We start from the raw sequence: 26,781 nt of genomic DNA, 5'->3' as shown, positions 1-26,781 counted from the left end.
GCGCGGGTCCGGGGGCGGGCGCCCCCCGCCCCCCCCGCGCGTTGGTCACCCCCGCCCCCGCCCCCGCCCGGCCCGGGCCCCGGGCCCCGCGCCCGCCGGGCTCCCTCGCCGCACTCATCGAGGAGGAGGACGCCTACGCCGACTCCGAGCAGGGCGTCCGCGACCAGCGGTTCTGGGCCGAGCACCTCGTCGGCGCCCGCTCCCCCGAGGCACCCGGAGGATCCGGGGCCGGCCCGGGGTACGGGACGGTGTCGGTGCGGCGTGCCTACACCGCCGCGGAGACGGCCCGGTTGAAGGCGGCTGCCAAGAAGACCGGAACCGGCTGGCCGACCTTCCTCATGGCGGCCCTGGCGGTCTGCCTGCACCGGGAGAAGGGGCTCGGCGAGGTCGTCCTCGGACTGCCCGTCACCGGCCGGCGCACTCCGGCTGCTCGGTCGACCCCGACGATGCTCAGCTCGATCCTGCCGATGCGGCTGGCCGTCTCCCCCGCCGACCGGGTGTCCGATCTGGCGCGGCGGGCGTCCGGCGAAGCCCGTTCGGTGCTGCGGCACCAGCGCCGCCCGGCCGAAGCGCTGCGCCACCAGCAGGGGCTGACCGGGACGAGGACATCGCTGACCGGGCCGTCCGTCAACATCCTCGCCTTCGACGACGCCCTGCGGTTCGGCCCGCACCCGGCGACGCTGCACAACCTGTCGATCGGCCCGGTCGACGACCTGGCCGTCGCCGTGCACGCCTCCTACGGCGACGGCGGCATGCACGTCGATCTGCTGGGCAACGCCGGGCACTACGGTCAGCAGGACCTCGTGGGTCCGCACGAGCGACTGTGCCGGGTCCTCGACGCGTTCGTGGAGGACCCCGAGCGGACCGTCGGAGCGGTGAGCCCCGTCGGCGAGGACGAACGGCTGCGGGTCCTCGATCTGGGCGGGGCCGCCCGGACGTCGCGCGGTGACGCCGCGCCGGCGCCGCTGCCGGAGCAGTTCGCGCGGCAGGCGCGGAGCACCCCCGACCGGACCGCCGTCGTCTGCGACGGCACGACGCTCACCTTCGAGGAGCTCGGCCGCCGGGTGGACGCACTGGCCGGGGCTCTCGTCGCGCACGGCGCCCGCCCCGGCGCCCGCGTGGCGGTGGGGCTGCCCCGGTCCACGGACCTCGTGGTGGCGATGCTCGCGGTGATGCGGACGGGAGCCGCCTACCTGCCGCTCGATCCGTCCTACCCGGCGGACCGGCTCGCCTTCATGATCGAGGACTCCCGGCCCGCCGCCCTGGTGGCGACCGTGGCATCCGCCCACGCGATCGACCCCGGGGGGTCGGTCCCGCGCGTCGACCCGGCGTCGACGGCACCCGCCGGTGCGGGCGGCCGGCCGGACGTACCCGGACCGCGGGACGCCGCGTACGTCATCTACACGTCCGGGTCCACCGGCAGGCCCAAGGGCGTCGTCGTCGAGCACCGCTCCCTGAGCAACCTCCTGGAGCACCACCGGCAGGAGGCCCACACGCTGGCCGAGGAAGCTCTCGGGCGGAGGCTGCGGGTGGCCCTGAGCGCCGCGACCTCGTTCGACGCCTCCTGGGACCCGGTGCTCTGGATGGTCGCCGGACACGAACTGCACATCGTCGCGGACGACGTACGCAGGGACCCGCAGGCTCTGGTGCGGTATCTCGTCGACCGCCGCATCGACGCCATCGAGACGACCCCCACCTATCTGCGGCAGATGCTGGCGGCGGGCCTGCTCACCTCGGACGGTCACCGGCCGCGCGTCATCGCTCTGGGCGGCGAAGCCGTGGACGACGGGCTGTGGGACGAACTGGCCGCCGATCCCGGCCTGCTGGTCTTCAACTTCTACGGGCCCACCGAGACCACCGTCAACGCCGTGACCGCCCGGGTCACCGGTGCCTCCCCGGTGATCGGGCGTCCTGTCACGGGAGCCGTGGCCTATGTGCTGGACCCGTCGCTCCACCCGCTGCCGAGAGGCGCGGTCGGCGAGCTGTACCTGTCGGGGGAGGGCGTGGCACGCGGGTACGCGGGCCGGCCGGGGCTCACCGCCGAGCGCTTCATGCCGGACCCCTTCGGCGTCCCGGGCGGGCGGATGTACCGCACCGGTGACCTCGCGCGGTGGGACGAGGAAGGCTCGCTGGAGTTCCTGGGGCGCGGCGACGGGCAGATCAAGGTGCGCGGTGTCCGGGTCGAGACCGGGGAGATCGAGGCCGCCCTGCGTTCGCTGCCGGGCGTCGAGGACGCCGCGGTCGCCCTGACCACCGCACAGGACGGTCCCGAGCGGCTGGCCGCCTTCCTGGTGGGCGGAGCCGGTGCGCCCGCTCACGCGGAGGCGCGCGACGCGGTAGCCGCCCTGCTGCCCGGCCCGTTCGTCCCGACGGCCTGGGCGACGGTGGAGCGCCTGCCGCTGACGCCCAACGGGAAGCTCGACGCGGCGGCCCTGCCCGAGGCGCTGCCCGTGGCGTCCGACGGCGGAGCCCCGCGCACCGCGCGGGAGGCCCGGATGTGCGCGGTCTTCGCCGCGTGCCTGGGGATACCGAGGGCGGGCCGGGACGACGACTTCTTCGCGCTGGGCGGCCACTCGCTGCTCGCGATGCGGCTGATCGGCCGGATCCGCGGGGAGTTCGGCGTGGAGGTGCCGATCAGCGCCCTGTTCTCCGCACCCACACCGGCCGGCCTGGTGGCGGCTCTGGGCGAGGCCGCCGTGGCACGGACCGCCGTGACGGCGGCGGACCCGCGGCCGGAGCGGCTGCCGCTCTCCTTCGGGCAGCAACGGCTGTGGCTGCTGGAAACGCTGGGCGACGCGGCCGACTCCTACCATCTGCCGGTGGCGCTGCGCCTGCGCGGCGAGCTGGACCGCGACGCGCTGGAGCGGGCCCTGTGCGACCTCGTGGAGCGGCACGAGGCGCTGCGCACCGTGGTAACCGAAACGCCCGAGGGCCCGTGCCAGCGGATCCTGCCGGCGCCCGGACCCGGAGGTCCGCTCCTGCGGATCATGGCGGCCGGTGAGCCGGTGGGCCCGGCAGCCGCGCCTTTCGATCTGGAGCGCGAGATCCCGCTGCGGGCCCGGCTGTTCCCGGTCCACGCCGACGAGCACGTCCTCGTCATGACGCTGCATCACATTGCTGTGGACGGGTGGTCGATGGGGCCGCTGATGCGGGACCTGTCCGCCGCCTACACGGCGCGCCGGTCGGGGCGAACGCCCGGATGGGACCGACTGCCCGTGCAGTACGCCGACTACGCGCTGTGGCAGCGCGCCCTTCTCGGGGATCCGGACGCCCCCGGCAGCCTGGCGGCCCGCCAGCTGGCCCACTGGGCGGACTCCCTGGCCGGACTGCCCGAGGAGTCGTCCTTCCCGGCGGACCGGCCGCGTCCGGCCCGGCCCTCGGGGCGGGGCGGGAGCGTCCCGGTGCGGATCGGAGCGCAGGACCACCGGATGCTGGTGACGTTGGCCAAGGACCGCGGCGCCAGCCCGTTCATGGTGCTGCACGCGGCGCTGGCCACGCTCATGTCGCGCCTGGGCGCCGGCGAGGACGTCGCGCTGGGCACCCCGGTGGCGGGGCGTACCGACGAGGCGCTCGCGGATCTGGTCGGCTTCTTCGTCAACACGCTGGTGCTGCGGGCGGACACGTCCGGGGCGCCGGACTTCCGCACCCTGCTGGAGCGGGTGACCCGCGCCGACCTGGCCGCGTACGCGCATCAGGACATCCCGTTCGAGCGGGTCGTCGAGGAAGTGGCGCCCCCTCGCTCGCTTGCGCGTCATCCGCTCTTCCAGGTGATGCTGAGCCTCGACAACACTCCCCCGCCGCGCCCGCACCTGGACGACCTGACGGTGAGCCACGACGCTTCCGTGGGCCGGGCGGGCGCCAAGTTCGACCTCAGCTGGGACCTGTCCGAGCAGCACGACGATCACGGCCACCCGGCCGGCATCAGCGGTGAGCTGGAGTTCGACGAGGACCTCTTCGACCGGGCGACGGCGGAACGGTTCGCCGGGCACTTCGCCCGGCTCGTGGGCGCCCTGCTCGCCGAACCGGACCGTCCGGTGACGGACGTGGACTTTCTGGCCCCCTCGCAGCGCGCGGCGGCTCTGGACGAGCTGCCCCGCGGCGCGCGGAAGCCGCTCAACGCGACATCGAAGCCGCCCGAGGCAGCGGACGAGGACTGGACGGTGCTGGACGTCCTGGCCACGCGTGCCGCCGTCCAGCCGGACCGCACGGCCGTCGTCGCCTCCGACGGGCGCCTGACTTTCGGTGAACTCCGCCTCCTGGTAGATCGCCTGGCCGCCGCGCTCGCCGAAGCCGGGGTCGGTGCGGGTGACCGGGTGGCGGTGGCACTGCCCCGCACATCGCTCGCCGTCGTGGCGGTGCTTGGCGTCCTGCGGGCCGGTGCGGTGTACGTCCCCCTGGACCCGGCGCAGCCCGCGGCCCGCACCGCGCTGATCCTCGAAACCGCTGCCCCGCGCCTGGTGCTGGCCACGGCCGGCACCCGGGCGACGCTGCCGGACACGTCCGGCGTACTGCTGCTGGACGGGGACCAGCGGTGGCGTGCCGCCCGACCGGCCGCGCCCGTGCCTCCGCGCGGCCGGGACGCGGCGTACGTGCTGTACACCTCCGGGTCCACCGGCCTGCCCAAGGGCGTCGTCGTGGAACACCGGTCGCTGGCCGCGCTCCTGGCTCATCACCGCGAGCGGCTGATGGGCCCCGCCGAGGCGGACAACAACGGGCTGCCGCTGCGGGTGGCGCTCACGGCCGCGATGACGTTCGACGCGTCCTTCGACCCGCTGCTCTGGATGGTCGCGGGCCATGAACTGCACCTCGTGGACGAGGCGACGCGCCGGGACCCCGAGGAGCTCACCGCTCTGCTCCACGACCGGGCGATCGATGTCGTCGAGACCACCCCCTCCTTCGTGGAGCAGCTGCGCTCCTGCGGCCTGTTCGCTCCCGGCCGGCCCCGGCCGCGGGTGCTGGCCCTGGGCGGAGAGGCCGTGCCCGCACCCCTGTGGCGGGAACTGGCGGCGCTCGGGGACGTCGCGGTGTGGAATCTGTACGGGCCCACGGAGGCCACCGTGGACAGCGTGATGGGCCGGGTCCTGCCGGGTGTGCGGCCCCACCTCGGTCACCCGGTGGCCGGCGCCCGGGCCCGGGTGCTGGACGGGCGGCTGGGGCCGGTCGCCCCCGGGGTGTCGGGCGAGCTGTACCTGTCGGGCCCGGGGGTCGCCCGCGGCTACGAGAACCGCTCCGCCGCGACGGCCGACCGTTTCCTGCCCGACCCGTACGGTGCGCCCGGCGGGCGGATGTACCGCACCGGTGACCTGGTGCGCCGGGTCGAGGGACGGCTGGAGTACCTGGGGCGTGCCGACGGTCAGATCAAGGTCCGGGGTTTCCGGGTCGAGACCGGTGAGGTCGCCGCCGCCCTCGACGCTCACGCCGATGTCGCGCAGTCGGCGGTCGCGGTCCGCGCAGACTCCCCGTCCGGCACCGCCACCGGCACCGGGGAGGCCCGGTTGGTCGGCTGGTTCGTGCCCGTGGGGCACCGAGAGCCCTCGCCGCGGGAGTTGCGGGCCTTCGTCGCGCGGCGGCTGCCGGCCCACATGGTGCCCTCGCTGATCGTCCCGGTCGCCGTTCTCCCGCTGACCCCGCACGGGAAGGTGGACTTCTCGGCGCTGCCTCTGACACCGGCGGCCGGGGGTCCGGAGGGGGAAGGGCAGGCCCCGCGGTCCGCCCCGGAGGAGATCCTCTGCGCCCTGTTCGCGGAGAGCCTGGGACACGAACAGGTGGCCCGTGACGACGACTTCTTCGAACTGGGCGGCCATTCGCTCCTGGCGACCCGGCTGATCGGCCGGATCCGCTCCGCGTTCGGCGTCGAGCTCCCGGTGCGGGCTCTGTTCGAGTCCACGACCCCGGCCGCGCTGGCCGGGCGGCTGGAGGGAGCGGGCGCGGCGCGGCCGGCCCTGCGGCGGGCGCCCCACACGGAACGGCCGCCGCTGTCCGCGGCCCAGCAGCGCCTGTGGTTCCTGCACCAGCTGGACCCGGGAGCGGCGGCGTACCACATGGCGTTCGCGGTACGGCTCGACGGCACCCTGGACCGGCATGCCCTGCGGCGGGCGCTGGGTGATGTGCTGACCCGGCACGAGAGTCTGCGCACGGTGATCGCGCCGGGCGACGGCGACCCCCGGCAGCATGTTCTCGCGCCCGGTGACGCCCGGCCGGAGCTGCCGGTCGTGGCGGTCGAGGAGGCGGATCTGGGTGAGGCGCTGCGCGAGGCGGCGGCCGAGCCCTTCGACCTGACGCGCGACGTCCCGCTGCGGCCGGTCCTGTTCCGGAGCGGTGAGGACCGGCACACCCTGCTGGTGACCGTTCATCACATCGCCGCGGACGGATGGTCGATGGGGCCGCTGGCGCAGGACCTGGCCGGAGCCTACGCGGCGCGGTGCGCCGGGCGGGCGCCGAGCTGGACCCCCCTGCCGGTCCAGTACGCGGACTACACCCTCTGGCAGCGCGACCTGCTCGGCAGCTCCGAGGATCCCGCCTCCGCGGCCGCGGGTCAGCTCGCCTTCTGGAGGGACCGTCTGGCAGGCGCCCCGGAGGAGACCGCGCTGCCCGTCGACCGGCCCCGGCCCACCGCACCGGGCGGGCTGGGCGGCACGGTCCCGGTGCGGATACCCGAGGAGACCATGGCGGATGTGGCGCGGCTCGCGAGGTCGACGGCCGGCAGCACCTTCATGGTGCTGCACGCCGCGCTGGCGGCACTGCTGCACAGGATGGGCGCCGGTACCGACATCACGGTCGGCACCCCGGTGGCCGGGCGGACCGACGAGGCGCTCGAACCTCTGGTGGGCTTCTTCGTCAACACCCTCGCCCTGCGTATGGACCTGGGCGGCGACCCGGACTTCACGGAGCTGTTGTCCCGGGTGCGGGACGTCGACCTGGCCGCCTACGCCCACCAGGAGCTGCCCTTCGAACGGCTGGTGGAGGCCGTCCGGCCGGCCCGTTCCCTCTCCCGCCACCCGCTTTTCCAGGTCATGCTGACCCTGAACAACCACCGGCCGCCGCGACTGGACCTGCCTGGTCTCAACGCCCGGCTGGACGGGGTCGACACCGGAGGCGCGAAGTTCGACCTGTCGTTCTCCTTCACCGAGCGTGCGGGTCCGGGCGGCGAAGGGCCGTACCTGGACGGGACGCTGGAGTTCAGCCGGGACCTGTTCGACGCCGGGACCGCCGCGCGGATCGCCGATCGGTTCGCCCTTCTCCTCGCCCACGCGGTCCGTCACCCTGCCACCGGTGTGGGTGACCTTCCCCTGACGAGCCGCCGGGAACAGCGGCGGCTGCTGGCCCTCGGGGAGGGCGGGGGCACGGCTCCGCACGTCGCTGCGCCGCCGACGGTGCTGGACCGGTTCGCGGCCACGGTGGCCGCGGCCCGCAGCGGGGACATCGCGGTGACCGCGGCGGACGGCAGCCTGTCCTTCGCGGAGCTCGACGCCCGCTCCGACAGGGTCGCCGCGCTGCTCGGCCGGGCCGGCGCGGGGCCGGGGGATCCGGTGGCGGTGCTGCTGCCGCGCGGCACCGACTCGATCGCCGCACTGCTCGGGGTGCTGAAGGCCGGGGCCGTGTACGTTCCGGTCGACGACTCCCTCCCGCAGGGCCGGATCGACGCGGTGCTGGCCGACGCCCGCCCGTACGCCGTACTCACGGCCGACGCCACGCACACCCGGGCATCGGGCGGAGGGCGTCGCCTGAACCTGGACTCCCCGGACTCCGCCGCCACGCCGGGCGCCCCGGAGCACGCGCGGAAGCAGATCCGGCCGGGACCCGCCGACCCCGCCTATCTCCTGCACACCTCGGGGACGACCGGCCGTCCCAAGGGAGTCCTGGTCGGCCACGGCTCGCTCGCCCGGCTGCTGGAACACCATCGCCGGCATGTCTTCGCACCTGCGGTGCGGGCGGCGGGGAAGCCCAGGCTCCAGGTCGCCCTGACGGCGGCGCTGTCCTTCGACGCCGCGTGGGACCCGGTGCTCTGGATGATCGACGGGCACCGGCTCCATGTGCTGGACGACCTGACGCGGCGGGACCCGGAGGCACTGGTCGAGGCGGTGCGCGCCCGGGGCCTGGCGGTGCTGGAGTCCACGCCCACCCATGTCCTGCAGCTGCTGGACGCCGGCCTGTTCACCGAGCCGGACCGGGCTCCGTCCGTGGTGGTCCTGGGCGGCGAAGCCGTCCCGGCCGCGCTGTGGAACGACCTGCGGGCCCAGCCCGGTCTGCGTGCCTGGAACTTCTACGGTCCCACCGAGGCCACGGTGGACACCCTGACCGCCGACCTCCGGGCGACCGAACGGCCGGTGCTCGGCACTCCGGTCGACGGGACGGTCGTCCGGCTCCTCGACGACCGTCTGCGACCGGTGCCCGTAGGGGTGGCCGGTGACCTCTACCTGGCCGGGGACTGCCTGGCACTGGGCTACCACGGACAGCCCGCGGGGACCGCCGCCCGGTTCGTGCCCGACCCCTACGGTCCTGCGGGGACGCGGATGTACCGCACCGGCGACCGGGCCGTGCGGACGGCGGACGACGCCCTGGAGTTCTCCGGGCGCTCCGACGGCCAGGTCAAGATCCGCGGCTTCCGGGTGGAGCCGGAGGGGATCGCCGCGGTTCTGGCGGAACACGCCGATGCCGCCCAGGTGGCTGTGGTGGCGCACGGGGAGGGTCCCGGGGGCTCCCGTCTCGCGGCGTACGTGGTTCTCGCCGAACAGTCCGACGCGCGACTCGACGGGGTACGGGAACACGCGGCGGCGCGGTTGCCCGCGTACATGGTCCCCTCCGGCTGGGTGGCGGTGGACAGCATCCCCCTGACGCCCAGCGGGAAACTGGACCGCGCTGCCCTGCCCGACCCCTCGTCGGCCACGCCGTCCACCGGCACGGGACGCAGTCCCCGCAACCCGCGTGAAGACGTGCTGTGCACGCTGTTCGCCGAGGTGCTGGGGCGCGAACAGGTCCTCATCGACGAGGACTTCTTCGCCCTGGGCGGTCACTCCCTGCTCGCGGCCGGCCTCATCGGCCGCATCCGTGAAGCCCTCGGTGCGGACGTCAGCATCCGCAGCCTGTTCGAGGCTCCCACGGTCGCCGCGCTCGCCGAGCGGATCCGCGACGGCGCCCAGGACAACCCGCTGGCGACCCTGCTGCCGCTGCGGACCGGCGGCAGCCTGCCACCGCTGTTCTGCGTCCATCCGGCCGGTGGTCTGGCCTGGTCGTACGCGGGGCTGCTCCCGCACCTCGGCGGCGACCGGCCGGTCTACGGGCTCCAGACCCCGAACCTGGACGGCACCGAGCCCTTCCCCGACAGCATCGAGGCGATGGCCGCGGTGTACGTGGCCGAGCTGCGGGGCGTCCAGCCGCACGGCCCCTACCACCTGTTCGGCTGGTCCTTCGGCGGCAACGTCGTCCAGGAGGTCGCCGTCCAGCTCCAGGAGGCGGGCGAGGAGGTGGCCCTGCTGACGATCCTGGACGCCTTCCCGCTCGCCCCGCTGGACAGTCTGGACAGCGCGAGCCGGGACACCGTCTTCAGGGCCCTGCTCTCCAACATGGGGGTCGGGCAGGAAGCCCTGGACGGGGACGGGCCGGTCGAAGCCGCGGCCGTACGCGATCAGTTCCTCGCGAACGGGAGTCCGCTCGGGGCGCTGGAGCCGGCCACGATCGACGCGATGGTGGACAACTTCGCCGGTCAGGCACGGCTGATGCGGAGGTACACCCCCCGGGTGTTCCACGGTCCCGTGCTGTTCTTCACCGCCACCGAGGGCCGCCCCGCGGACACCTTCGGGCTGTCCCTGTGGGACCCGTACATCGACGGACCCATCGAGAACCACGACGTGGCGTGCGCGCACGCCCAGATGATGCAGCCCGCCGCGCGGGAGCAGATCGGCACCACCGTCGCGGCCGTACTGAACGCCGGACACCGCACCGAACAAGGAGACCCGTCATGACGAATCCCTTCGACGACCCGCACACCCAGCACCGCGTCCTGGTCAACGACGAGGGGCAGCACGCCCTGTGGCCGTCGTTCGCGACGGTGCCCGCCGGCTGGGACGAGGTGTTCGGCCCGGCGGAGCACGCCGCCTGCCTGGAGTACGTGGAGATCAACTGGACCGACATCACCCCCAGGAGCGCCCGCGTGCGGGTGGCATGACCCGGCCGCTTCCGTCCCGAGGACGCCGGACCCGCACGTCCGGCCCGCCCCGACCCACGCACCACGAGAGGCACCCATGACCGCCCCGCCGACCCGCCCGGCGATACGCGCCGAAGGACTCACCAAACGATTCGGGAGGAAGCAGGCCCTGGCCGGGGTGGACCTCGAAGCGGCCCCCGGCACCGTGCTGGGGGTCCTCGGCCCGAACGGCGCCGGGAAGACCACCACGGTGCGGGTGCTCTCGACGCTGTTGCGGCCGGACAGCGGCCGGGCCTGGATGGCCGGTCACGACGTCCTCGCCGACCCGGAGGCCGTACGCCGCGACCTCGGGCTGTCCGGACAGTACGCGGCGGTCGACGAGAAGCTGACCGGCCGGGAGAACCTCTATCTGGTGGCCCGGCTCTACGGGTTCGGCCGTCATGCCGCCCGCCGCAGGGCCGGGCAGCTGCTGGGCAGCTTCGACCTGGAGGACGCCGCGGACCTGCCGAGCGGGACGTACTCGGGAGGGATGCGCAGACGGCTGGACCTGGCCGGGGCTCTCGTGGCGCGACCGGCCGTGGTGGTGCTGGACGAGCCCACGACAGGCCTCGACCCCCGGGGCCGGGCGGACACCTGGCAGGCCGTCAGGGACCTGGTCGCCGAGGGGACGACGGTGCTGCTCACCACCCAGTATCTGGAGGAGGCGGACCAGTTGGCGGACGCCATCGTCGTCATCGAGGGCGGACACGTGGTCGCCCGCGGCTCGGCGGCCGAGCTCAAGGCGCGGGTGGGCGGCGAGCGGCTCTCGCTGACCGTCGCGGAACCGGGGCACCGGGTCACCGCGGCCGAGATACTGGCCACGCTGGGCGAGCACCACCCCGACCTCGACCCGCGCTCCGGCCGCCTGACCGTCGCCACCGATCACGGCGCGCAGAGCCTGGAATACGCGCTCGGCTGCCTGCGGCTGGCCGGCATCGCCGTCCGGGACGTGGAGCTGGCGCCGCCGACGCTGGACGACGTGTTCCTCTCCCTCACCGGCCGTCCGCCGGAGCAGGACAGGCCTCCGGTCTCTCCGGCGGCTCCGGCAAACGCCACGGCGACCGGGGGCGGTACCCGATGAGCGCCGTCCACCAGCTGAGCCGCGACTCCTCCATCGTGGCCTGGCGGAATCTGCTGAACCTGCGCCGGACCCCGGGATCGGTCATCGCGGCCCTGGTGCAGCCGGTGATGTTCGTCCTGCTGCTCGCGTACGTCTTCGGCGGAAGCCTGGGCGGGGCCGAGTACCGGACGTTCCTGATGGGCGGCATCTTCGCCCAGGCCGTCACCTTCAACGCGGCGTTCACCGCCCTGGGACTGGCCAACGACATGGACAAGGGCATCGTCGACCGGTTCCGCTCCCTGCCGATGCCCGCGATGGCCGTGCTCCTGGGCCGGACCCTGTCCGACCTGACGATGAGCGCCGTGACCCTGGTGGTCACCTCCCTGTGCGGGCTGCTGGTGGGCTGGCGGATCAGCGCCTCGCCTGTCGACGCCCTCCTGGCCTACCTGCTGATCCTGCTCTTCGCCTTCGCCATGTCCTGGGTGGGGGCAGCGATCGGGCTGATGGCCCGCAGCGTCGAGGTCGCACAGAGCGCCGGGCTGATCTGGCTCTTCCCCGTCACGTTCATCTCCTCGGCGTTCGTCTCCACCCACACGATGCCCGGCCCGCTGCGGACGGTCGCGGAATGGAACCCGGTCTCCGCCACGGCGACGGCCGTCCGGCAGCTCTTCGGCAACCCCCCGCCGACCGGCCTCCCGACGAGCGACACGTGGCCCGTCGTGCACGCCCTCCCCTACGCCGTGACCTGCGCCTGCCTGATCACGGTCGGGTTCATGCTGCTCGCGCTCAGGAGATTTGGGCGGATCACCCTCGGATAGGCCGACAGGCGGACAGGACCGCGGCTCCGCATGGTGGATACGGGACGGAACGGCGACGGTCTCGCCGGCACCCGGTCTCGCCCGATGGGAAAGCCCGATGGGGAAGACTGAGCCCATGAGAGACATCGTTTTCGCGCGGAGGAGCGGCTGGATACCCAACGTCATCCGCGAGGACGGCGAGCTGAAGCTGATGCTCGGTGCCGGGGCCGACGCCAACCACGAGCCTCGTACCTTCACGTTCCCGATCGGGGAGGCCCATCTTGCGGTGATCCGGGAGGACCTGGCGAGACACCTGCTGCTGTGGAGCGCGGTCCTTCCGCTGTGCGACGCTGCCGCGACCCGGGGCCGGCTCGACGAGAAGGCCGCCGTCGCGCTCCTGGACCCGATCCTCCTCTCCTCGCCCGCGGACGTCGACTCGCTCTTCCGGCGCATCCGGTGGGACAGGGGGCAGCTCATCGCCCACGGGGCCGACATCGATCTGCTCGAAGGCGGTCAGCTCTGCGCGGCGATGCGCACGGCGACCGAGACGCCCAACGGGAAACGTGCTCAGGAGTACCGGGCGGACCGCCGTCGCACCGAGCGCGGAGTCGTACTCGGTCCGCTCGACGCGGCGCTTCTCAAGTACACGGGTCAGTACCTGTACGGCTCGACCGTGCCGAGGCGGATTCCCGACGCGGTCGCCCCAGCGCTGCTGCCCGAGGTCATGCGGGTGATCGCCACCGCGGAGCAGGCGTGCGCGGGGATGCGGATCGGCCGTGATCCACGGCGGGGAAAGCGTGCCACGGACAAGCGCGACTGGGACCGGATGGCAGCGGCGGTCGACGCGGCCGTACGCCGTTCGCACCCCGGGCTCGTCGAGGACGCGGTGCGCACCGTGAGCTTCCTGATGTGCTCGGAGGCCGCGGACCGCTCCCGGAGTGCGCCCATCGACGACGACGAGGCTGCCGACGGCGGACGCGCCGGATTCGGTGAGAGCGCGAGGAAGACGATTCTGTCGTTCACCGACGACAAGGGCGTCGAGAAGAAGTGGCGCCAGGGCGGTCCCCGCACTGCCACCGCGGAGTTCTGGGAGTTCGTCGGGGACCGCTCCGCCGGGGACAACGAAGTGTTCACCATCGAGGACGAGGAGAGGGGCGAGGGGATCCAACTCCACTTCTACGCGGACTCCATCGCCCGGGTCACGACCGTGCGCGAGGGCGAAGGCGGGTCGGATCCGGAGTACCGGGTCGAGTACAGCCTGGTCGACGGGATGGACGGGTACCGGAAACTGGTGAGCACCTTCGTCCGCGGCGGCTGCGCCGCACTCGGGCGGCACGGCTCCTGGACGACGGATGTCGCTGAGTTCGAGCGCGCACGCCGACGCCGCGACGCCGCGTAGTCCCGGCGGGAGCCCGCGCACGGGGCCGTGGCCGATCGCCCCCGCTGTCGGGCGGTCCGCGCCTCAGCCCGCCGCCGCCTCGCCGACCGGGACGGACGACACCGCGGCCGCGCCCTCCGGCGTCGGGTTCCAGGCCGCCGAGCACAGGGATTCGGACACGGCGGCCGTGTAGCGGGCGGCGGCCAGCCAGGAGGCGGCGAAGCCGTCGGTGTCGGCGGGGAGCAGGCGGCCGAAGAGATCACGATCGCGCTGGGCCGCCGAGGCGCACAGGGCGGTGAGGAGTGCGGCGGCCGTGGGCAGACCGGCGCGGCGGATCCGCCGGGTCTCGGCGGTGACGTCGCCCAGCATGCCGAGAGCGGCGCGGCCCGCCGGGACGGTCTGTTCGACCCGGCGCTCCAGGAGGTACAGGGGCGATTGAGCGCCGGGGCCGGCGGGCTGCGGCGGGGCGAGGTGCACGGGGGCGGCCGGGTCCGGGAGGTCGGCGCGGCGCAGACGGTCGAGGCCGAGGTCGATCGTGCCCTCGCCGGTGGGGTGCGAGCACGCGAGGAGGGTGAGCCGGGGGTGGGGGGCGGGTGCCAGGCGGCCGATGATCCTCAGCCGGGTACCCGGCGCCGCGGCCAGCAGTGCCAGGTTGTCGCGGTGAGCCAGCGCGGGGTCGTCGTCGGCGACGGTGAGCCGGACGGGAACGCCTCCCTCGCACAGCGCGAGCAGGCAGGCGCCGCCCGGCTCCCTTACCGCGCCGAGGAGTTCGACGTCCAGGAAGAGCAGGTCGCTGCCGCCGCCGTCCGGGTCCGCGTAGCGGGAGGTGGACCGCAGGGCGCGGGCGGCCTGTTCGGACAGTGGCGTCTCCCAGAGGGCGGCGAGCGGCGGCTCCGTCCAGGCCGCACCCCGGGCGGTGACGGCCTTGACGCCCTTTCCGGCGCCCAGTCTGCCGTCCGGCGAGACCGTCGCCCCCGAAACGGCCAGACCGGACCGGCCCAGCTCCCGGTGGGTGAGCGCGCTGTCCCCCAGGCGTACGGCCCGGTCGGCCACGCCGAGGGCGCGCCCCACGCCGCCGGGCGCCACATCCCCGACCGTGAAGAGGCGGCCGTCGGCTCCGGCGACCCAGGTGCGGACGCCGCCGTGGCCCGAGTCGGTGACCACGGGTTCGGTGAACAGGCCGTACAGGCGAAGCGAGCCGTCCGGGCGGTACGGGCGGCGCACGCGGCCCCTGAGGGCGGCCAGCTCCGCCCCGGACACCGCCCCCACACGGCGCGCGGTGCCCAGGAGTTCGGCCAGGGCCGTGACGAGGTCGGCGGTGCGGTAGGACGCGTCCCCGGCGCGGGCTCCGCGCAGCAGCGTGACGACCGACAGCGCGGCGCCCGCCGCACGCGGCAGGTGGTGGAGCCGGGCGGTGTGCGCGGCACGCAGGAGGGCCGACTGGGTGACGGCCCCGGCCCCGTCGACGCCGGCCTCCAGCACGGCGGCGCCCGCCGCCCACAGGGCGTCGGCGGCGGCGCGCTGGGCCGGGCTCGCCGTCTCCGGCGGGGCGGCGGGGTCGGGGGCGGGGGCTTGCGGGGTGGGCTGTTCGGTGGGCTCCGGTGCCGGGTCGGCCGTGGGGGCGGCGCAGGCGGCGGCCGCGCGGTGGACGCAGGCCGGGGCGAGGAGGCAGCCGCAGGTGATGTCCTGCGCCTGCGCCACCACGCCGCCCGGGGCGTGCAGGCGCAGTCGGGTCTCGTCGTCGACCTCGATCGTCGTGGTGTCACCGTCGCGGTGCGCCGGGCGGGTGCCGAGCTTGGTCACCGACGCGTCCAGCCGCTTGCGCAGCCGGGGCGAGAGGTCCTCCACGAGCGTGGCCGTGACCTCCGGTGCGACGGGCGGCAACCGGTCGTCGTTCATGCGGTCTTCTCCCCTATCCAGCGGGCCAGTTCGAGTGGGCTGAGGGCCGCCACGGGCATACCGGCGGCCACGAGCTGTCCGGCGACGCCCGTCGAGTAGCGGGGCCGGCCGGCGTCGTCGAGGCTCGCGCATCCGAGGACGTGGCAGCCGGTGTTCACCAGAGCCCGCACCTCGGCCAGCAGTCCGGCGAGCGGCGCACCCTCCTCGAAGTCGCTGATGACGACGACGAGAGTGCGGGAGGGCACCTCGATCAGGCCGCGGGCGTGCCGGAGCCCGGCGGCTATGTGGGTTCCGCCGCCCACGCTCACTTCGAGCAGCAGGGAGAGGGGATCGCGCACATGCCCGGTGAGGTCGACGACCTCCGTGGAGAACGCCAGGAAATGGGTGCTCAGGGTCGGCACCCCGGCGAGTACGGAGGCGGTCAGCGCGGACCAGATCGTGGAGGCCTCCATGGATCCGGAGACGTCGGTGACCAGGATCAGGCGCCAGTCGGCCGACCGGCGGGCGCGACTGCGGAAGACGGGCTTCTCGGGGATCACCTGGATCGTGCCGTCCGCCGTCCGGCGGGCGGTGACCAGATTGGCGTGCAGGGTGCGCGCGAGGTCGAGCCTGCCCCCGGGGCGGCGGGTGGGCCGGGCCGTCGTCGTGCCGGTCAGCGCGGGCCGCAGCCGGGTGGCGAGCTGTCGGGTCAGTTCGTCGACCAGGTGGCGCACCAGCGGGCGGAGCGCCGCGAGGCGGGCTTCGGGGAGGCCGCCGGCGTACTGAAGGATCGTCCGGAGCAGTTCCACGGAAGGGGTCGCGGCCGCCGGGTCGAGCTCGGCCAGGACGTCCTGCCGCCCTGTCACGGCCGCGGCGGCCAGGACCTCCTCGCGGACACCGGGGCCGAACAGCGCGGCCAGTTCCCCGGACCACTCGCGGACGCCGGGGAACGACGGCTCCCGGCCGCCGCCCGCTCCGGAGCCGCCGGGAGCGGGGAGGCCGCCGCGGGAGCCCTCGCCGTGTCCCGCGCCGTAGAGCTCGTCCAGCGCCGTCGCCAGACGGGCGGCGCCGGACGGCAGTCGGTCCGCGCTCCGGCCGAGCACGAGCCGCCAGCGGTCGGCGGGCGCGAGGGTCCGGGCAGGAGCCGGCGCGGGGGTCGCCTCGGTGGAGGACGCGGTGGCGGGGGTCTCCTCGGGAGGGCACTCGGTTGTGGGGGCCGCCTCGGCAGGGGGCGACGTGGCGGGTGCTTCTTCGGAGTCGTCGTGGGCGGGCGCCGGGACGGGAAGGCCGAGACCGGTCAGGAGCTCGCGGGCCGCGAGGTCGGCGGCCGTCCGGCGGGCCAGCTCGGCCGGATCGTCCGCGTCGAGGCTGTCCACCCGTTCGCCCAGCCGCTCCTCGACGGTGCCCAGCAGGCGATCCCGGGCGGCCGGGCTCAGGGTGTCGAAGCCACCGCGCAGGGCGGGCAGCCGGGCCAGGAACGCGGAGTCGTCCAGCTCGACGACCCGGTCCAGCAACGGGTCCAAGGCGCCGGCACCGACGGTCAGGAGGGGGCCCGCGACCGTCAGGACGCCGGTGAGGCGGGCGGTGAGCGTGGCCCGGGAGCTGCTGTCCCCGGCTCCGTCCACCCAGGAGGCGACCCGCTCCCCGAAGGCCTCGGGCTCTTCGTGGCCGGTGAGCACGCGGACCGCTCCGGCTGCCGCGGCGATCAACGGGGTGCCGTCGGCGGCCAGCCGGGCGAGGGCGTCGGTGAGCCGGATTCCTCCCAGCCGGTCGGCACGTTGGGCCAGTTCGAGCAGTGCCCGGGCGTCCTCGGGCTTCTCGGAGCCGGTCAGGCCGTCGACCTGGCGCACCGCGGCAGCGGTCAGCAGTTCCGCCGTGTGCGCGGTGCGGGCGGCCCTCGCGGCGGCGGTGGCGTCCGGGTCCGCGGCGGGACGGTGGGACGAGTCTTCGGCACCGTGGGACGGGTCTGCGGGGCCGTCGGGGGCGGCGAGGCCCGGCAGATGACCCGCGTCGACGCGGTCCAGCAGGTCGAGCCCGGCGAGGAGTTCGGGAAAGGTGCCGCTCGCGGGGAGTACGGCCGCCAGTTCGGTCAGCCGTTCGTCGGCCAGGGCAGTCAGCCCGCACGCGGCGGCCTCCGCGAGGCCGCGGACGACCTGGGCGGCCGTCGGGCCGCCCGCCGCGCGCTCGGCCGCGTGGCGCTGCCGCAACACGCCCTCGGCCGCCTGGGCCGGGGTGACGCCACGGGCCCCTGCCGCGGTGAGCATCGCGGCCGTCGCCGGGGTCCACCGCACCTGCCAGCGCGTCGTCAGCCCTTCACCGCCCGCCGCACCGGTCACCTCCTGCTCCTGCGCGTAGGGGATGCCGCACACCGTCAGTCTGCGCAGCAGCAGTTCGCGGCGGCGGTCCAGGGTGGAGCGCGCGGGGTCGAGCCGGAGGTCGCGTGGTGTCCGCTCGTGCGCGTCCTGTGGCCCGGGGAGCGCGAGCGCCGCGGTCTCGGCCTCGACGGCGGGACTCAGCCCGCTGCGCGGAGCGGCGGGTGCGGGGCGCCCGGTGCGGGATCCGACGAGTACGCGTTCGAGGGCCTGGGCGACGGCGCGGCCCGTGCCGTAGGTCTCGCCGCGCCCCAGCACCGTCTGCACGGCTTCCAGGAGTTCACCGCGGCCCGGTGCGGGCAGATCCCGCAGGCGGGCCAGGTCGCCGGCGACCCGGACGACCTCCCGGCCGTCCGCCGGGCCGTACGGGTGGCCCTGTTCGCGCAGGGCGGCGCAGAGGCGTACCGCGGTGCGGATCAGCGCCTCGTGCACCGCGGCCGGGTCCCCGGCGGCCTCCAGGACGGTGTGCTGCCACTCCGGGTCCCGGATGCCGGCCGGGTAACCGGACCGTGAGTCGAGCAGCGGGTACGTGTACGGGATCAGGGAGACCGTGCACCCCGCCGCGCCGGCCGCGCCGTCGGCGTGGCCCGCCGCGCTCGGCTCCCGCGCCGCGACCGGACCCGGGGCCGCTTCCTCCGGGATGGCAGCCGGCCCCGGTACCGCTTCCTCCGCCGCCGCGACCGCGTCCGGTCCCGCCGGATTCGGCGTGGCGGCCGGGTCCGGCGCTCCCGGCTCCCCGGCGGCCACGGTGGCCCCGGCGGCTGACGGCAGCAGCGCCGTGGTGTGGAAGGCCCCCACCACCACGGCGGGCCGCCGTCCGCCCGCCAGGGCCTCGGCGACGTGTCCGCGCATGCAGGCCTCGCGCACCAGGTCCATGCCGTGCACCCCGCCGCGCGCCTCGGCCTCGTAGCGCAGCGCCCAGCCGGTGAGCAGGGCGGCACGGCGGAGCGCCTCGGGTGTCGAACCGGGCGCCTGGGCCTCCACCAGCCGGTCCCACAGGTCGTCGCCGTCCCGGCCGGTGAGCCGGGACCGGAGCGCGGCGGACAGCCCGTGCCCCTCCCCCGGGACGGGTGCGGAGGCCGCTCCGGGAACAGGAGCGGGGGCGCCGTCGCCGCCCTCCGCCCACGCCCGGTCGGCCAGCGGCAGATCGCAGGCCACGGCCGGGACACCGTTTCTCGCCGCCCAGCGCAGTGCGACCAGTTCGGGCGAGAAGTCCGCGAACGGGTAGAAGGCCGGGCCCCGTTCGCCTGCCGGGCCGGCCCCGGGCCCGTCGGCGGGCACGGCGGCCAGCGCCACCGGTGCCTCGGTCTCCTCGTGGGCGAGCCAGCCCAGCCAGGGCTGGAACTCGGCGGGCAGTTCGACGAGGAGGACGTCGGGGGCCGCCGCGTCCAGCAGTGCCGGCAGGGCGGCCGCCAGCGAGGGCGCGTGGTGGCGCACCCCGATCAGGAACGGCGACCCGGGACCGGCCGCCGCGAGGGCCGCCGTCGCGGCTTCCGAGGTGGCCGGCCCGCCCGCCGGGCCCCGCACCGTGGAGGCAGAAGGCCCGTCGGCGGCGGGCGACGCCTCGGCGGTGACGGCCGGGCCGGGCGTCGTCGACTCGTTCATCCGTCAGTTCTCCAGCACCGAGCGCAGGTCCCACAGGGCACGCCAGGTGGCCGAACCCTGCTCCGCGCGCCGCCGCACCGGGCCGTCCCAGTACCCCAGCAGCCGTGCCGCGTCGGCGGGGTCGTCCTTCCGGACGACGCCGAGCAGATGGCCGGGCAGCAGGGAGAGGACGTCCCGGTCGCCGGGGAAATAGGCGGCGGCCAGGCCCAGGGCGCCGGCGACGGAGACCGCCTCCGCCGTGCTCATCACCGTGGAGGGGCGTTCGACCTCCCAGCCCTCCACGGAGCGGCCGTCGCGCAGGTCCCGGAAGGCGGTGACCAGGGCTTCGAGGACCGCGTCGTCCACCTGGTAGGCGGCGCCCACGCGTTCGACGGCGGCCCGCGACTGGCTCCGGACGAGCGCGGTCTCGGCGTCCACGTCCCCGATGGGTCCCACGGTCTCGAAGTTGAAGCGCCGCTTCAGCGCGGCGGACATCTCCGAGACGCCCTTGTCCCGGAGGTTGGCGGTGGCGATGAGCGTGAATCCGGGGGCCGCGTGCACCTGGGCGCCCTCGCCGCCCGCCAGTTCGGGCACCGCGATCCGCCGCTCGGAGAGCAGGGACACGAGGGCGTCCTGGACCTCCGGCAGACAGCGGGTGACCTCCTCGACGCGGGCGACGGCCCCCCGGGTCATGGCGGCGAGCACCGGGGAGGGCACCAGGGCCTTCTCGGTGGGCCCCTGGGCGAGCAACAGGGCGTAGTTCCAGCCGTACTTGAGCTGGTCCTCGGTGGTGCCCGCGGTGCCCTGCACGGTGAGCGCGCTGGTCCCGCAGACGGCCGCCGACAGCAGCTCGGACAGCATGGACTTGGCGGTGCCCGGTTCACCCACCAGGAGCAGCCCGCGCTCCCCGGCGAGGGTGACCACACACCGTTCGACCAGGGCGCGCTCGCCGACGAACTTCTGCTCGATCACCAGACGGCGCGGCACTCCGGTCGCGGGCCGGGCCCCCTTCGGCAGGCTCAGCGCGTCCCCGGAGCTGCCCATCACGAAGGTGACGACGGCACGGGGGGTGAGCAGCCAGCCGGGCGGGCGGGGCCCGGAGTCGTGGGCGGCGAGGAAGGCCAGTTCGGTGGCGTACCGGTCCTCGGGCGGTGTGATCTGCCGTGGCTCGCGGCCGGGCGGCGTCGCCTGGTCCGGGATGCCTCCCGTGGTGCTGTCCGGGGTGGTCGTGGTGTCGTTCGTCATCGGCGGCGGCCCTTCCGGGTGGTGCGGGTGTCCAGTTCCTCGAAAGCGGGGGCGTCGCCGCCGCGGGCCCGTGCCCAGGCGGCTGCGAACAGCGCGGGCACGGGGAGGTGGGGCAGGGTCCGGGCGGAACCCGCCACGGGGTACAGGCTTTCCTTCCAGGTCTCCAACGGCAGCCCGGGGGCGCCGCGCTCCAGCCAGCCGCAGGGAAGGAACAGGGTGCGGCCCGCGCGGGAGCGCTTCGCTTCCACGACGAGGTCGGTGGCGGCGAGTTCCGCACGGGCCTTCTTGATCCGGGCCGGCTTCCACTCGGTCCAGCGCACGCAGTTGCGGTCCGTGGGGTCGGGCAGGGCGAGCAGCATCAGATAGAGCGCGGCGGCGTCCGCGCTGAGGCCGAGGGCGTCGGCTGCCTCGGCCACAAGGTCCGGAGCTGCACGCGTCGGGTCCTGGGCCGGGTGGGGCGCGGAGCCGTCGGGGGTGCCCGCCTCGGTCACGCGGTCGCTCTCCTGGCTCAGCAGGGCGCGCAGGGCCCGGAGATCGCCGGTGCGCTGGGCGGCGACGGTGCCCTCGACCAGACCGAACGCCGGGTCGTCGGGGCCGTCGAGGCCCGCCGGGCGGATCAGCAGCTTCTCGCTGTCTCCGTAGCCAGGTGCGAGGAGCATCGCCGATCCGACCCGGACCAGTCCGTCGGCCTCGGCGCCGCCGGACTCGGGGAGCCCGTGCGCGGCGCGGACAGCGGCGCCGAGGGAGGACCCCGACTCGGTCCAGACCAGACCGAGGTCCAGCGCCAGTCGGGGGTCGGCGAGGCGGCCGCGCAGGGCCGCGAGCCCGACGGGCAGGTGCGCCCGCAGGGGGTGTCCGTGCGGCAGCGTGTACGCGAGGGTGCGCAGGGCGGTGAGGGCGGTGAAGACCGCGCCGCGTGCGTTCACGCAGTGCAGGGCCGGGCGGGCGCTGCCGTCCGGCACGGGGGTGCCGTGGGCGAGCCAGCTCCGGGTGCCCGCGTTGAGGACCAGGTCGACGGAGGCGGCCGTGGCGCCGGTGAGGTCGAGGTCCAGTTCCTCGGGGACGCGGACGAGGGAGCCCAGCCGTTCCCGCCACACCTCGGCGGCGGCCCCGACGTCGGGTCCGGTGGACCACAGCCCGGCCGGGTCCGCGGGCAGGAGCGCCCTCAGCACGGCGTGCCGGTCGTCGCGGGGCAGGGCGTTCAGCCGGTCCCGGGCCGCCTCGAAGGCACGTGTCTTCGTGCCGAGCAGGGCCAGCGCGTCGGCGCCGGGCTCTTCGACGGCTGCCGAGACCAGCGCGGTTGCCTGGAGGGGGCCGATTCCGGTGGCCGTGTGCAGCGCCTCGGCGGCCTCCGGCCGCCAGGGCGCGGGGCCCTTGTCCCGCACCAGAGCGGTGAGCCGGGTGAGCCGGTCCGGGGCGATGCCCTGCCGGTAGACGTGCTCGCGGTCCAGGGTGAAGCCGGGAACGGGGCCGAAGGCTCCGGTCGGGTCGTGGTCCAGGGCGAGCCAGCGGGCCGCGTCGTCGCGGGAGTTGCGCCCCTGGTTGGCGAGGACCACGACGGTGCGGGAGCCCTTGCGCAGCACCTGGCCGAGGCGGTGCACGGCCTCGGGGCGTCCCGTCCGCCCGAGTGTCGCCGTGTCGAGCGGTTCGACGAGCTCCACCCGCCGGACCGTGCCCGCGGGGTCGGCCAGCGGGCCCGCGGCGAGTGCTTCGAGCAGCACGAGGAGCCCGGCGCGGTGCTCGGGGGAGGTGGCCTCCGAGGCGGCCCGGTAGGCCAGTTCGGGCAGCTTGTCGAGGAGGGAGGTCCAGGCGAGGGATTCGCCGGGCACCGTGTACGCGTCGCGCTGCCAGCCGTCCACGGGGGTGAAGGGGACCTTCGACGGCGTGGGCGGGCCGAAGGCCGGCTCGCCGCCGAGGACATGGTTGACGGCGAGGATCTGCCGGATCGCCGTCCACCGGCTTCCGCCTCCCCACCAGGTGCCGCGCATCTGCTCGGAGCCCCAGGCGGTGGCGTCCCGCAGGGTCGTGTCGTCGCCGTGCTCGGGCTCGTGGTCGAAGAACATGCCCTGGGTGCGTGCGGTGTTCCGGGGCGTGACCGGCTGCGCCGGTGCGGGCGGTTCCAGGTACCGGGCGACCGCGACGGCCCGGTCCACCGCGTTCCGCACGAGCGCGGTGACGCCCGCGAGGAGCCGTACGTCGGACACCTCGGGCAGGACCCGGGCGACGGCCTCCTCGCTCATCTCCCTCGACGAGGGCCCGGTGTACTCATCGGCCGCCCGGAAGGCCGCCAGGTGCCGGGCGACCGCGGCGGCGACCTCGTCGAACAGGTCCTGGGCCCGGTCGTCCGTCAGCTTCCGCAGGGTGGCGGATCCTTGCTCGTCCCTCGGGCGCAGGGCGTGCCAGTAGGCGACGGGGGGCACGTAGGGGGTGCCCGCCGCGTCGTTCCCGCCGGAGGAGTCGGTGCCGACGGACCACAGGCCGGCGGTGCCGTCGGTGTCCGCCGGGTGCGCTTCGACGGACCGGTAGCGCAGGACCGCGACGGGCCGTGAACCGCCGGGCAGGGTGAGGGTGCCGAGCGGCACCACGGAGGCTCCGTCGGGCAGCGGGTGCGGCAGCGCGACCGTGTGGCCGTCGGGGGTGCCGGCGACGATCCGGCCGCCGTCGGCTGGGGCGGCCGTGCCGGGCTCGGTGGCGGTACGGCGGACCCAGCGGCCGAGGACCGTGCCGTCCGTGCCGAACGGGGTGGCCTCCAGGCCGGGTTGGAGGGGCAGCACCTGGCAGTGCTCGGCGAGCAGCCGCGTGCCGTCCCGCACCCCGGAGCGGAGGAAGGCGGGAAGGGACGCGCGGCCGTGTGTGCCGGCGGCCGGGTCGTACTCCAGCCACACCCGCTGGGTCCCCTGGTGGCCCTCCCTCCAGTGTCCGGTGCCGTCGGAGAGGACGGCGCGCTGGGGCGGGAGGGTGGTGTCGCCGGCGTGCAGGGCCTTGCCGCCGGTGGCACGGCCGCCGCCCGGCAGCGGCACGCAGACCTCGTCCGCGAGACCGGAGCCGCCCCAGCGGGGGACCTGCTCGCCGCCGACGGTGAACATCTCGGCGGGCCGGTGCGACCAGTAGCCGCGCTGCTTGCCGTCCTCCCACCAGATCACCAGCAACTCGCCGTCGACGAAACGGAAGGCGGTCGTCCGCCACTGGTCGGTGCTCGGGGGCAGGCGCAGGGTGTGCCGCAGCAGGACGCCTTCCGGGCCGACGACGACGGCCCGCTCCGGCGTGCTCAGGATCAGCGCGGGCCAGGCGCCGGTCACACCGACGTCCTGCGACCGGTTGTTCCGTCCCCGCGATGCGGCGGCGGCCTCGGCGGCCAGTTCGGCGTAGGCCTCGTCGAGGGCGGGCCAGCCCAGTTCGTCGAAGACGCCCGTGCGCAGGGTGGAGACGAGCAGCGGGACGACGTCGTGGTGTTCGAGAAGGCGCGCGGCCTCCGGGGCGACGTCCGCGACGACGGCGCGGAACGGCGAGAGTTTGTTGAGGGCGATGCGCAGCCCGGGGAGTCCGCGCGTGGTGGTGTACTCCTCGGCGCAGCGGGTCAGCCACTCGCGCAGGAGGACGGAGAGCACCGGGTGCTCCGCCAGCTTCGCCATGCCCACGTCGCTCAGCCGCTGACCGCGCCCGTCGCCGAGGCCGCCGACGTTCCGGCGCAGGAGGTCGCGGAAGCCCGGGTGTCCCGCGACGGCGGCCAGATCCCGCCGGCCGGGCGTGTCGTCGGCGAGCCACTGGCCCAGCGAGAAGCCGTGCGACCGCCCGTGGCCGCGGCCCGTCTCCTCGTCGTCGGGCTCGGCCACGGAGACCCCGGAGGCCAGGCAGAGGTCGAGGAGGTCCAGGTCGGCGGTGCGCTGCCAGCGGCCCTGGAACAGTTCGACGGGGCGTCCGTCGGCACGCAGCCGGTCCGCCATCCGGGCGGCGAGGTCCAGGGTGCGCGGGCTGCGGCCCGAGGTGGCCCGGTTGCGCCGCCGGTACGCCTCCCAGCGGGCTAGCCAGTCGGCCGGGGAGATCGACGCGTCGAGGGGGCCGGCGGAGGCGGAGGAGGTCTGGTCGGAGGCGCCGGGGAGGGCGGTCAGCAGGTCCTCGGCGCCGGACTCGGTCAGCAGCGCGAGCCAACCGGATTCGCCGTCCGTGTCCCGGCCGCTCTCGCTGAAGGTCTCCGGGAAGAACCCGAGGAGCCGGGCCCGCACGGACGCGTCCGTGCGGGCGAGGGCGATGAGCGCGGAGCCGTAGGTCGCCCAGAACGAGGCGGGGGCGCGGACGACTCCGGGAGAGGCGATCAGATCGGCCACCAGCTCGCGTTCGGCGCTCTCGCGGTCCAGCCCGGCGGCCTTGACCAGCGTCCGTACGTCCTGCGGCAGCGCCGCGTACGGCGGCATGCCTGCGGCGCAGCGCTCGACCAGCAGTCGGCGGAACTGCGCCCAGGCGTCCGCCGGTGCGAGCCGGGCCACCAGGTCGCGCACGTACTGCCGCAGCGCCTTGACGGTCAGCGCGCCGGCGAGGGCGAACTCCAGGAAGACGGCGCGCTGCCGGTCCTCGTCCACGACCAGGCCGTGGACCCGCTCGGCCTCGCGTGCCTTGCCGAAGAAGGAGGCTGCGTACGTGGGGTTCTCGGCCTGGAGGAAGAGGCGTGCCACCTGCTCGTAGAAGGTGGGGAGGAAGTGCGGGACGGCCCGGCCGAGCCGGGTGCCGAGCTCGTCGAAGCCCTCCTTGGCCGCGCCGGCGCGGGTCTTGGCCTGTCGGCCCAGCCGCTCGATGTCCTTGACCAGGGCGAGGGCGTGGTGCCCGTTGGCCGGGTCGTTGACCAGGGCCCAGGCCGGGAAGCCCAGCGTCTCGCGGCGGACCTGTCCCACGACGGGGGCGTCCGCGGTCCGGGCCAGCCCCAGGAACTCCAGGGCCAGGTCCTCGGCTTCGCCGAGTGTGCCGGGCACGAGCCGGACCACCGGCCGGTCCCCTAGGGCGGTGTGCGTGTAGGTGCGCGCGGTCAGCGTGTCGGCGTCGTCCCGGTCGGTGGTACCGGCCGGGAGGATCGCACCCGCGTCGAGCAGGGTCGCCGCGCGGGCCTCGTCGGCGAGGGCGGAGGCGCTCCGGCCCCGGTTCTGGACGGGAAGGGGCGCCGAGCCCGCTGCCGTCGTGTTCGCCTCGGTGTTCGTCGTGATGTTCATGCCGCCCGCTCCTCGTCCGCCACGTCGCGACCGGCGTAGAGCGCCGCCGCCATGCGCACGCCCTCGGACCACGCCACGGCGCCGACCTCGGCCGCCGTCAGTGCGCGCCCCGACGCGTCGCTCCAGCCCAGGGGGCCCGTCTCGGTGTCGTACGCGTCGTATCCGTCGTGCTCGCCGATCCAGATGCGCGCCTCGACGCCGGCGCCGTCCTCGACGACCGGGCAGACCGCGTATCCGCCGCGCGAGCGGTACCCGAGCTGGGTGACGCGGCCGTGCAGGAAACGGAGTTCCTTGAACACGCCGCCGGCGTAGGTGTCCACGGATGTGGTGTCCGGGGCGAGGCCGGCCGGGCGGTGCCAGACCTCGCGGAACAGCTGCTCCACGTTCTGGCGCACCTCCAGCTCGACCGCGAACTCCCGCAGCTCGTCGAGGTCGTCGAGCAGCACGGGGTGGGGGACGCTGACGACGTCCGGGGTGATGCGGACGGTGTCGCCGTCCAGGTCGACGAGGCCGAGACCGCGCTCCGGGTCGACATCGCGCAGGAACCCGGCGACCCCGCCGTCCGCGCCGGTGACCACCACGTCCCGCAGGGCCGCCTGCCACGCCGGGTCGGGCCAGACCCGGGCGAGGACGGCCGTGGGAACGGGCAGCGAACGCACCATCCACTGCTCGACGTCGCTCAGGCACCGGCGCTCGTGCCGGTCCAGCCACTCGGTCAGCTGCCGGAGACCGACGACCGCCGGGTCGTCCTTCAACGTGGCCGGAACGGACTTCAGCCGTCGGCCCTTCCCGTTGCGGCAGACCACCTTGCCCGCCTCCAGAGCGACTTCGTAGTCGCCCGCCGAAACCCACCCCATGCGCTGTTCTCCCCGTTGTTCCGGACGGCCGCCGCACCGGCGGCATGCTGATGCGTCCCGTCGACGGCGACGCACCGTGACGAGTGGGAGAGACTCTAAGCGGCACCAGTGACAACGCGTTCGGACCCCCGTCGCATCGTCCTGCGGCCCACACCCCGGACGGGCCGCCCGTCGATCGAGAACCCCCAGGAACTGACGTCCGGACGCGCCGGTCGGACGCTTCCGGGCA

At 75.2% G+C, this 26,781-nt stretch carries 10 protein-coding genes; 5 read left to right on the top strand and 5 right to left on the bottom strand.

Translation table 11 applies throughout. From position 1 onward, the window contains the following. Positions 1 to 41 precede the first annotated feature (41 nt). From ACFWRV_RS13610 to ACFWRV_RS13590, 5 genes are all read left to right on the top strand, one after another. Positions 42 to 9,962 (top strand): amino acid adenylation domain-containing protein, encoded by a 9,921-nt coding sequence (locus ACFWRV_RS13610; RefSeq protein WP_384333046.1) that lies wholly within the window; start codon positions 42 to 44, stop codon positions 9,960 to 9,962. Continuing rightward, entirely contained in the window at positions 9,959 to 10,165 is a 207-nt protein-coding gene (locus ACFWRV_RS13605; protein ID WP_384333043.1) for an MbtH family protein, read from the top strand. The genes ACFWRV_RS13610 and ACFWRV_RS13605 overlap by 4 nt, the downstream gene beginning before the upstream one ends. A 76-nt stretch (positions 10,166 to 10,241) precedes the next feature. Then, positions 10,242 to 11,264, top strand: coding sequence for an ATP-binding cassette domain-containing protein (locus ACFWRV_RS13600; protein ID WP_384333039.1), 1,023 nt, complete (start codon positions 10,242 to 10,244; stop codon positions 11,262 to 11,264). Further along, positions 11,261 to 12,061: an ABC transporter permease gene (locus ACFWRV_RS13595; RefSeq protein ID WP_384333036.1), complete on the top strand. Its 801-nt coding sequence runs from the start codon at positions 11,261 to 11,263 to the stop codon at positions 12,059 to 12,061. The genes ACFWRV_RS13600 and ACFWRV_RS13595 overlap by 4 nt, the downstream gene beginning before the upstream one ends. 115 nt (positions 12,062 to 12,176) lie before the next feature. Beyond that, the gene (locus ACFWRV_RS13590) at positions 12,177 to 13,439 is read left to right on the top strand and encodes a DUF6357 family protein (RefSeq protein WP_384333032.1); all 1,263 of its coding nucleotides are present in this window, start codon (positions 12,177 to 12,179) and stop codon (positions 13,437 to 13,439) included. A 63-nt stretch (positions 13,440 to 13,502) separates the two neighbouring features. Here the strand turns inward: ACFWRV_RS13590 and ACFWRV_RS13585 are convergent, their stop codons facing one another. The 5 genes from ACFWRV_RS13585 to ACFWRV_RS13565 are packed head-to-tail and all read right to left on the bottom strand — an operon-like array spanning position 13,503 to position 26,552. Beyond that, on the bottom strand, positions 13,503 to 15,317 hold the full coding sequence (locus ACFWRV_RS13585) for a hypothetical protein (RefSeq protein ID WP_384333029.1): 1,815 nt from the start codon (positions 15,315 to 15,317) through the stop codon (positions 13,503 to 13,505). Beyond that, positions 15,314 to 19,273, bottom strand: a complete 3,960-nt coding sequence (locus tag ACFWRV_RS13580) for a DUF5682 family protein (protein WP_384333027.1) — start codon at positions 19,271 to 19,273, stop codon at positions 15,314 to 15,316. The genes ACFWRV_RS13585 and ACFWRV_RS13580 overlap by 4 nt, the downstream gene beginning before the upstream one ends. 3 nt (positions 19,274 to 19,276) lie before the next feature. Then, complete coding sequence (locus ACFWRV_RS13575) at positions 19,277 to 20,497, bottom strand: AAA family ATPase (protein WP_384333024.1); 1,221 nt, start codon at positions 20,495 to 20,497, stop codon at positions 19,277 to 19,279. After that, positions 20,494 to 25,695 (bottom strand): hypothetical protein, encoded by a 5,202-nt coding sequence (locus ACFWRV_RS13570; protein ID WP_384333021.1) that lies wholly within the window; start codon positions 25,693 to 25,695, stop codon positions 20,494 to 20,496. The genes ACFWRV_RS13575 and ACFWRV_RS13570 overlap by 4 nt, the downstream gene beginning before the upstream one ends. Continuing rightward, on the bottom strand, positions 25,692 to 26,552 hold the full coding sequence (locus ACFWRV_RS13565; RefSeq protein WP_384333018.1) for a DUF4132 domain-containing protein: 861 nt from the start codon (positions 26,550 to 26,552) through the stop codon (positions 25,692 to 25,694). Before ACFWRV_RS13565 ends, ACFWRV_RS13570 begins: the two co-directional genes overlap by 4 nt. Positions 26,553 to 26,781: the final 229 nt, after the last annotated feature.

The sequence above is a fragment of the Streptomyces sp. NPDC058576 genome (assembly GCF_042718715.1).
Lineage (GTDB): Bacteria > Actinomycetota > Actinomycetes > Streptomycetales > Streptomycetaceae > Streptomyces.
Note: the sequence above shows the minus strand (reverse complement) of the source record. Positions and strands in the feature narration are given on the sequence as shown.

What these genes read in the sequence shown, in the direction of transcription:
- ACFWRV_RS13595 (WP_384333036.1), top strand. Translation starts at nt 11,261, where the DNA reads ATGAGCGCCGTCCACCAGCTGAGCCGCGACTCCTCCATCGTGGCCTGG.
- ACFWRV_RS13580 (WP_384333027.1), bottom strand. Translation starts at nt 19,273, where the DNA reads ATGAACGAGTCGACGACGCCCGGCCCGGCCGTCACCGCCGAGGCGTCG.
- ACFWRV_RS13565 (WP_384333018.1), bottom strand. Translation starts at nt 26,552, where the DNA reads ATGGGGTGGGTTTCGGCGGGCGACTACGAAGTCGCTCTGGAGGCGGGC.
- ACFWRV_RS13605 (WP_384333043.1), top strand. Translation starts at nt 9,959, where the DNA reads ATGACGAATCCCTTCGACGACCCGCACACCCAGCACCGCGTCCTGGTC.
- ACFWRV_RS13600 (WP_384333039.1), top strand. Translation starts at nt 10,242, where the DNA reads ATGACCGCCCCGCCGACCCGCCCGGCGATACGCGCCGAAGGACTCACC.
- ACFWRV_RS13575 (WP_384333024.1), bottom strand. Translation starts at nt 20,497, where the DNA reads ATGACGAACGACACCACGACCACCCCGGACAGCACCACGGGAGGCATC.
- ACFWRV_RS13585 (WP_384333029.1), bottom strand. Translation starts at nt 15,317, where the DNA reads ATGAACGACGACCGGTTGCCGCCCGTCGCACCGGAGGTCACGGCCACG.
- ACFWRV_RS13570 (WP_384333021.1), bottom strand. Translation starts at nt 25,695, where the DNA reads ATGAACATCACGACGAACACCGAGGCGAACACGACGGCAGCGGGCTCG.
- ACFWRV_RS13590 (WP_384333032.1), top strand. Translation starts at nt 12,177, where the DNA reads ATGAGAGACATCGTTTTCGCGCGGAGGAGCGGCTGGATACCCAACGTC.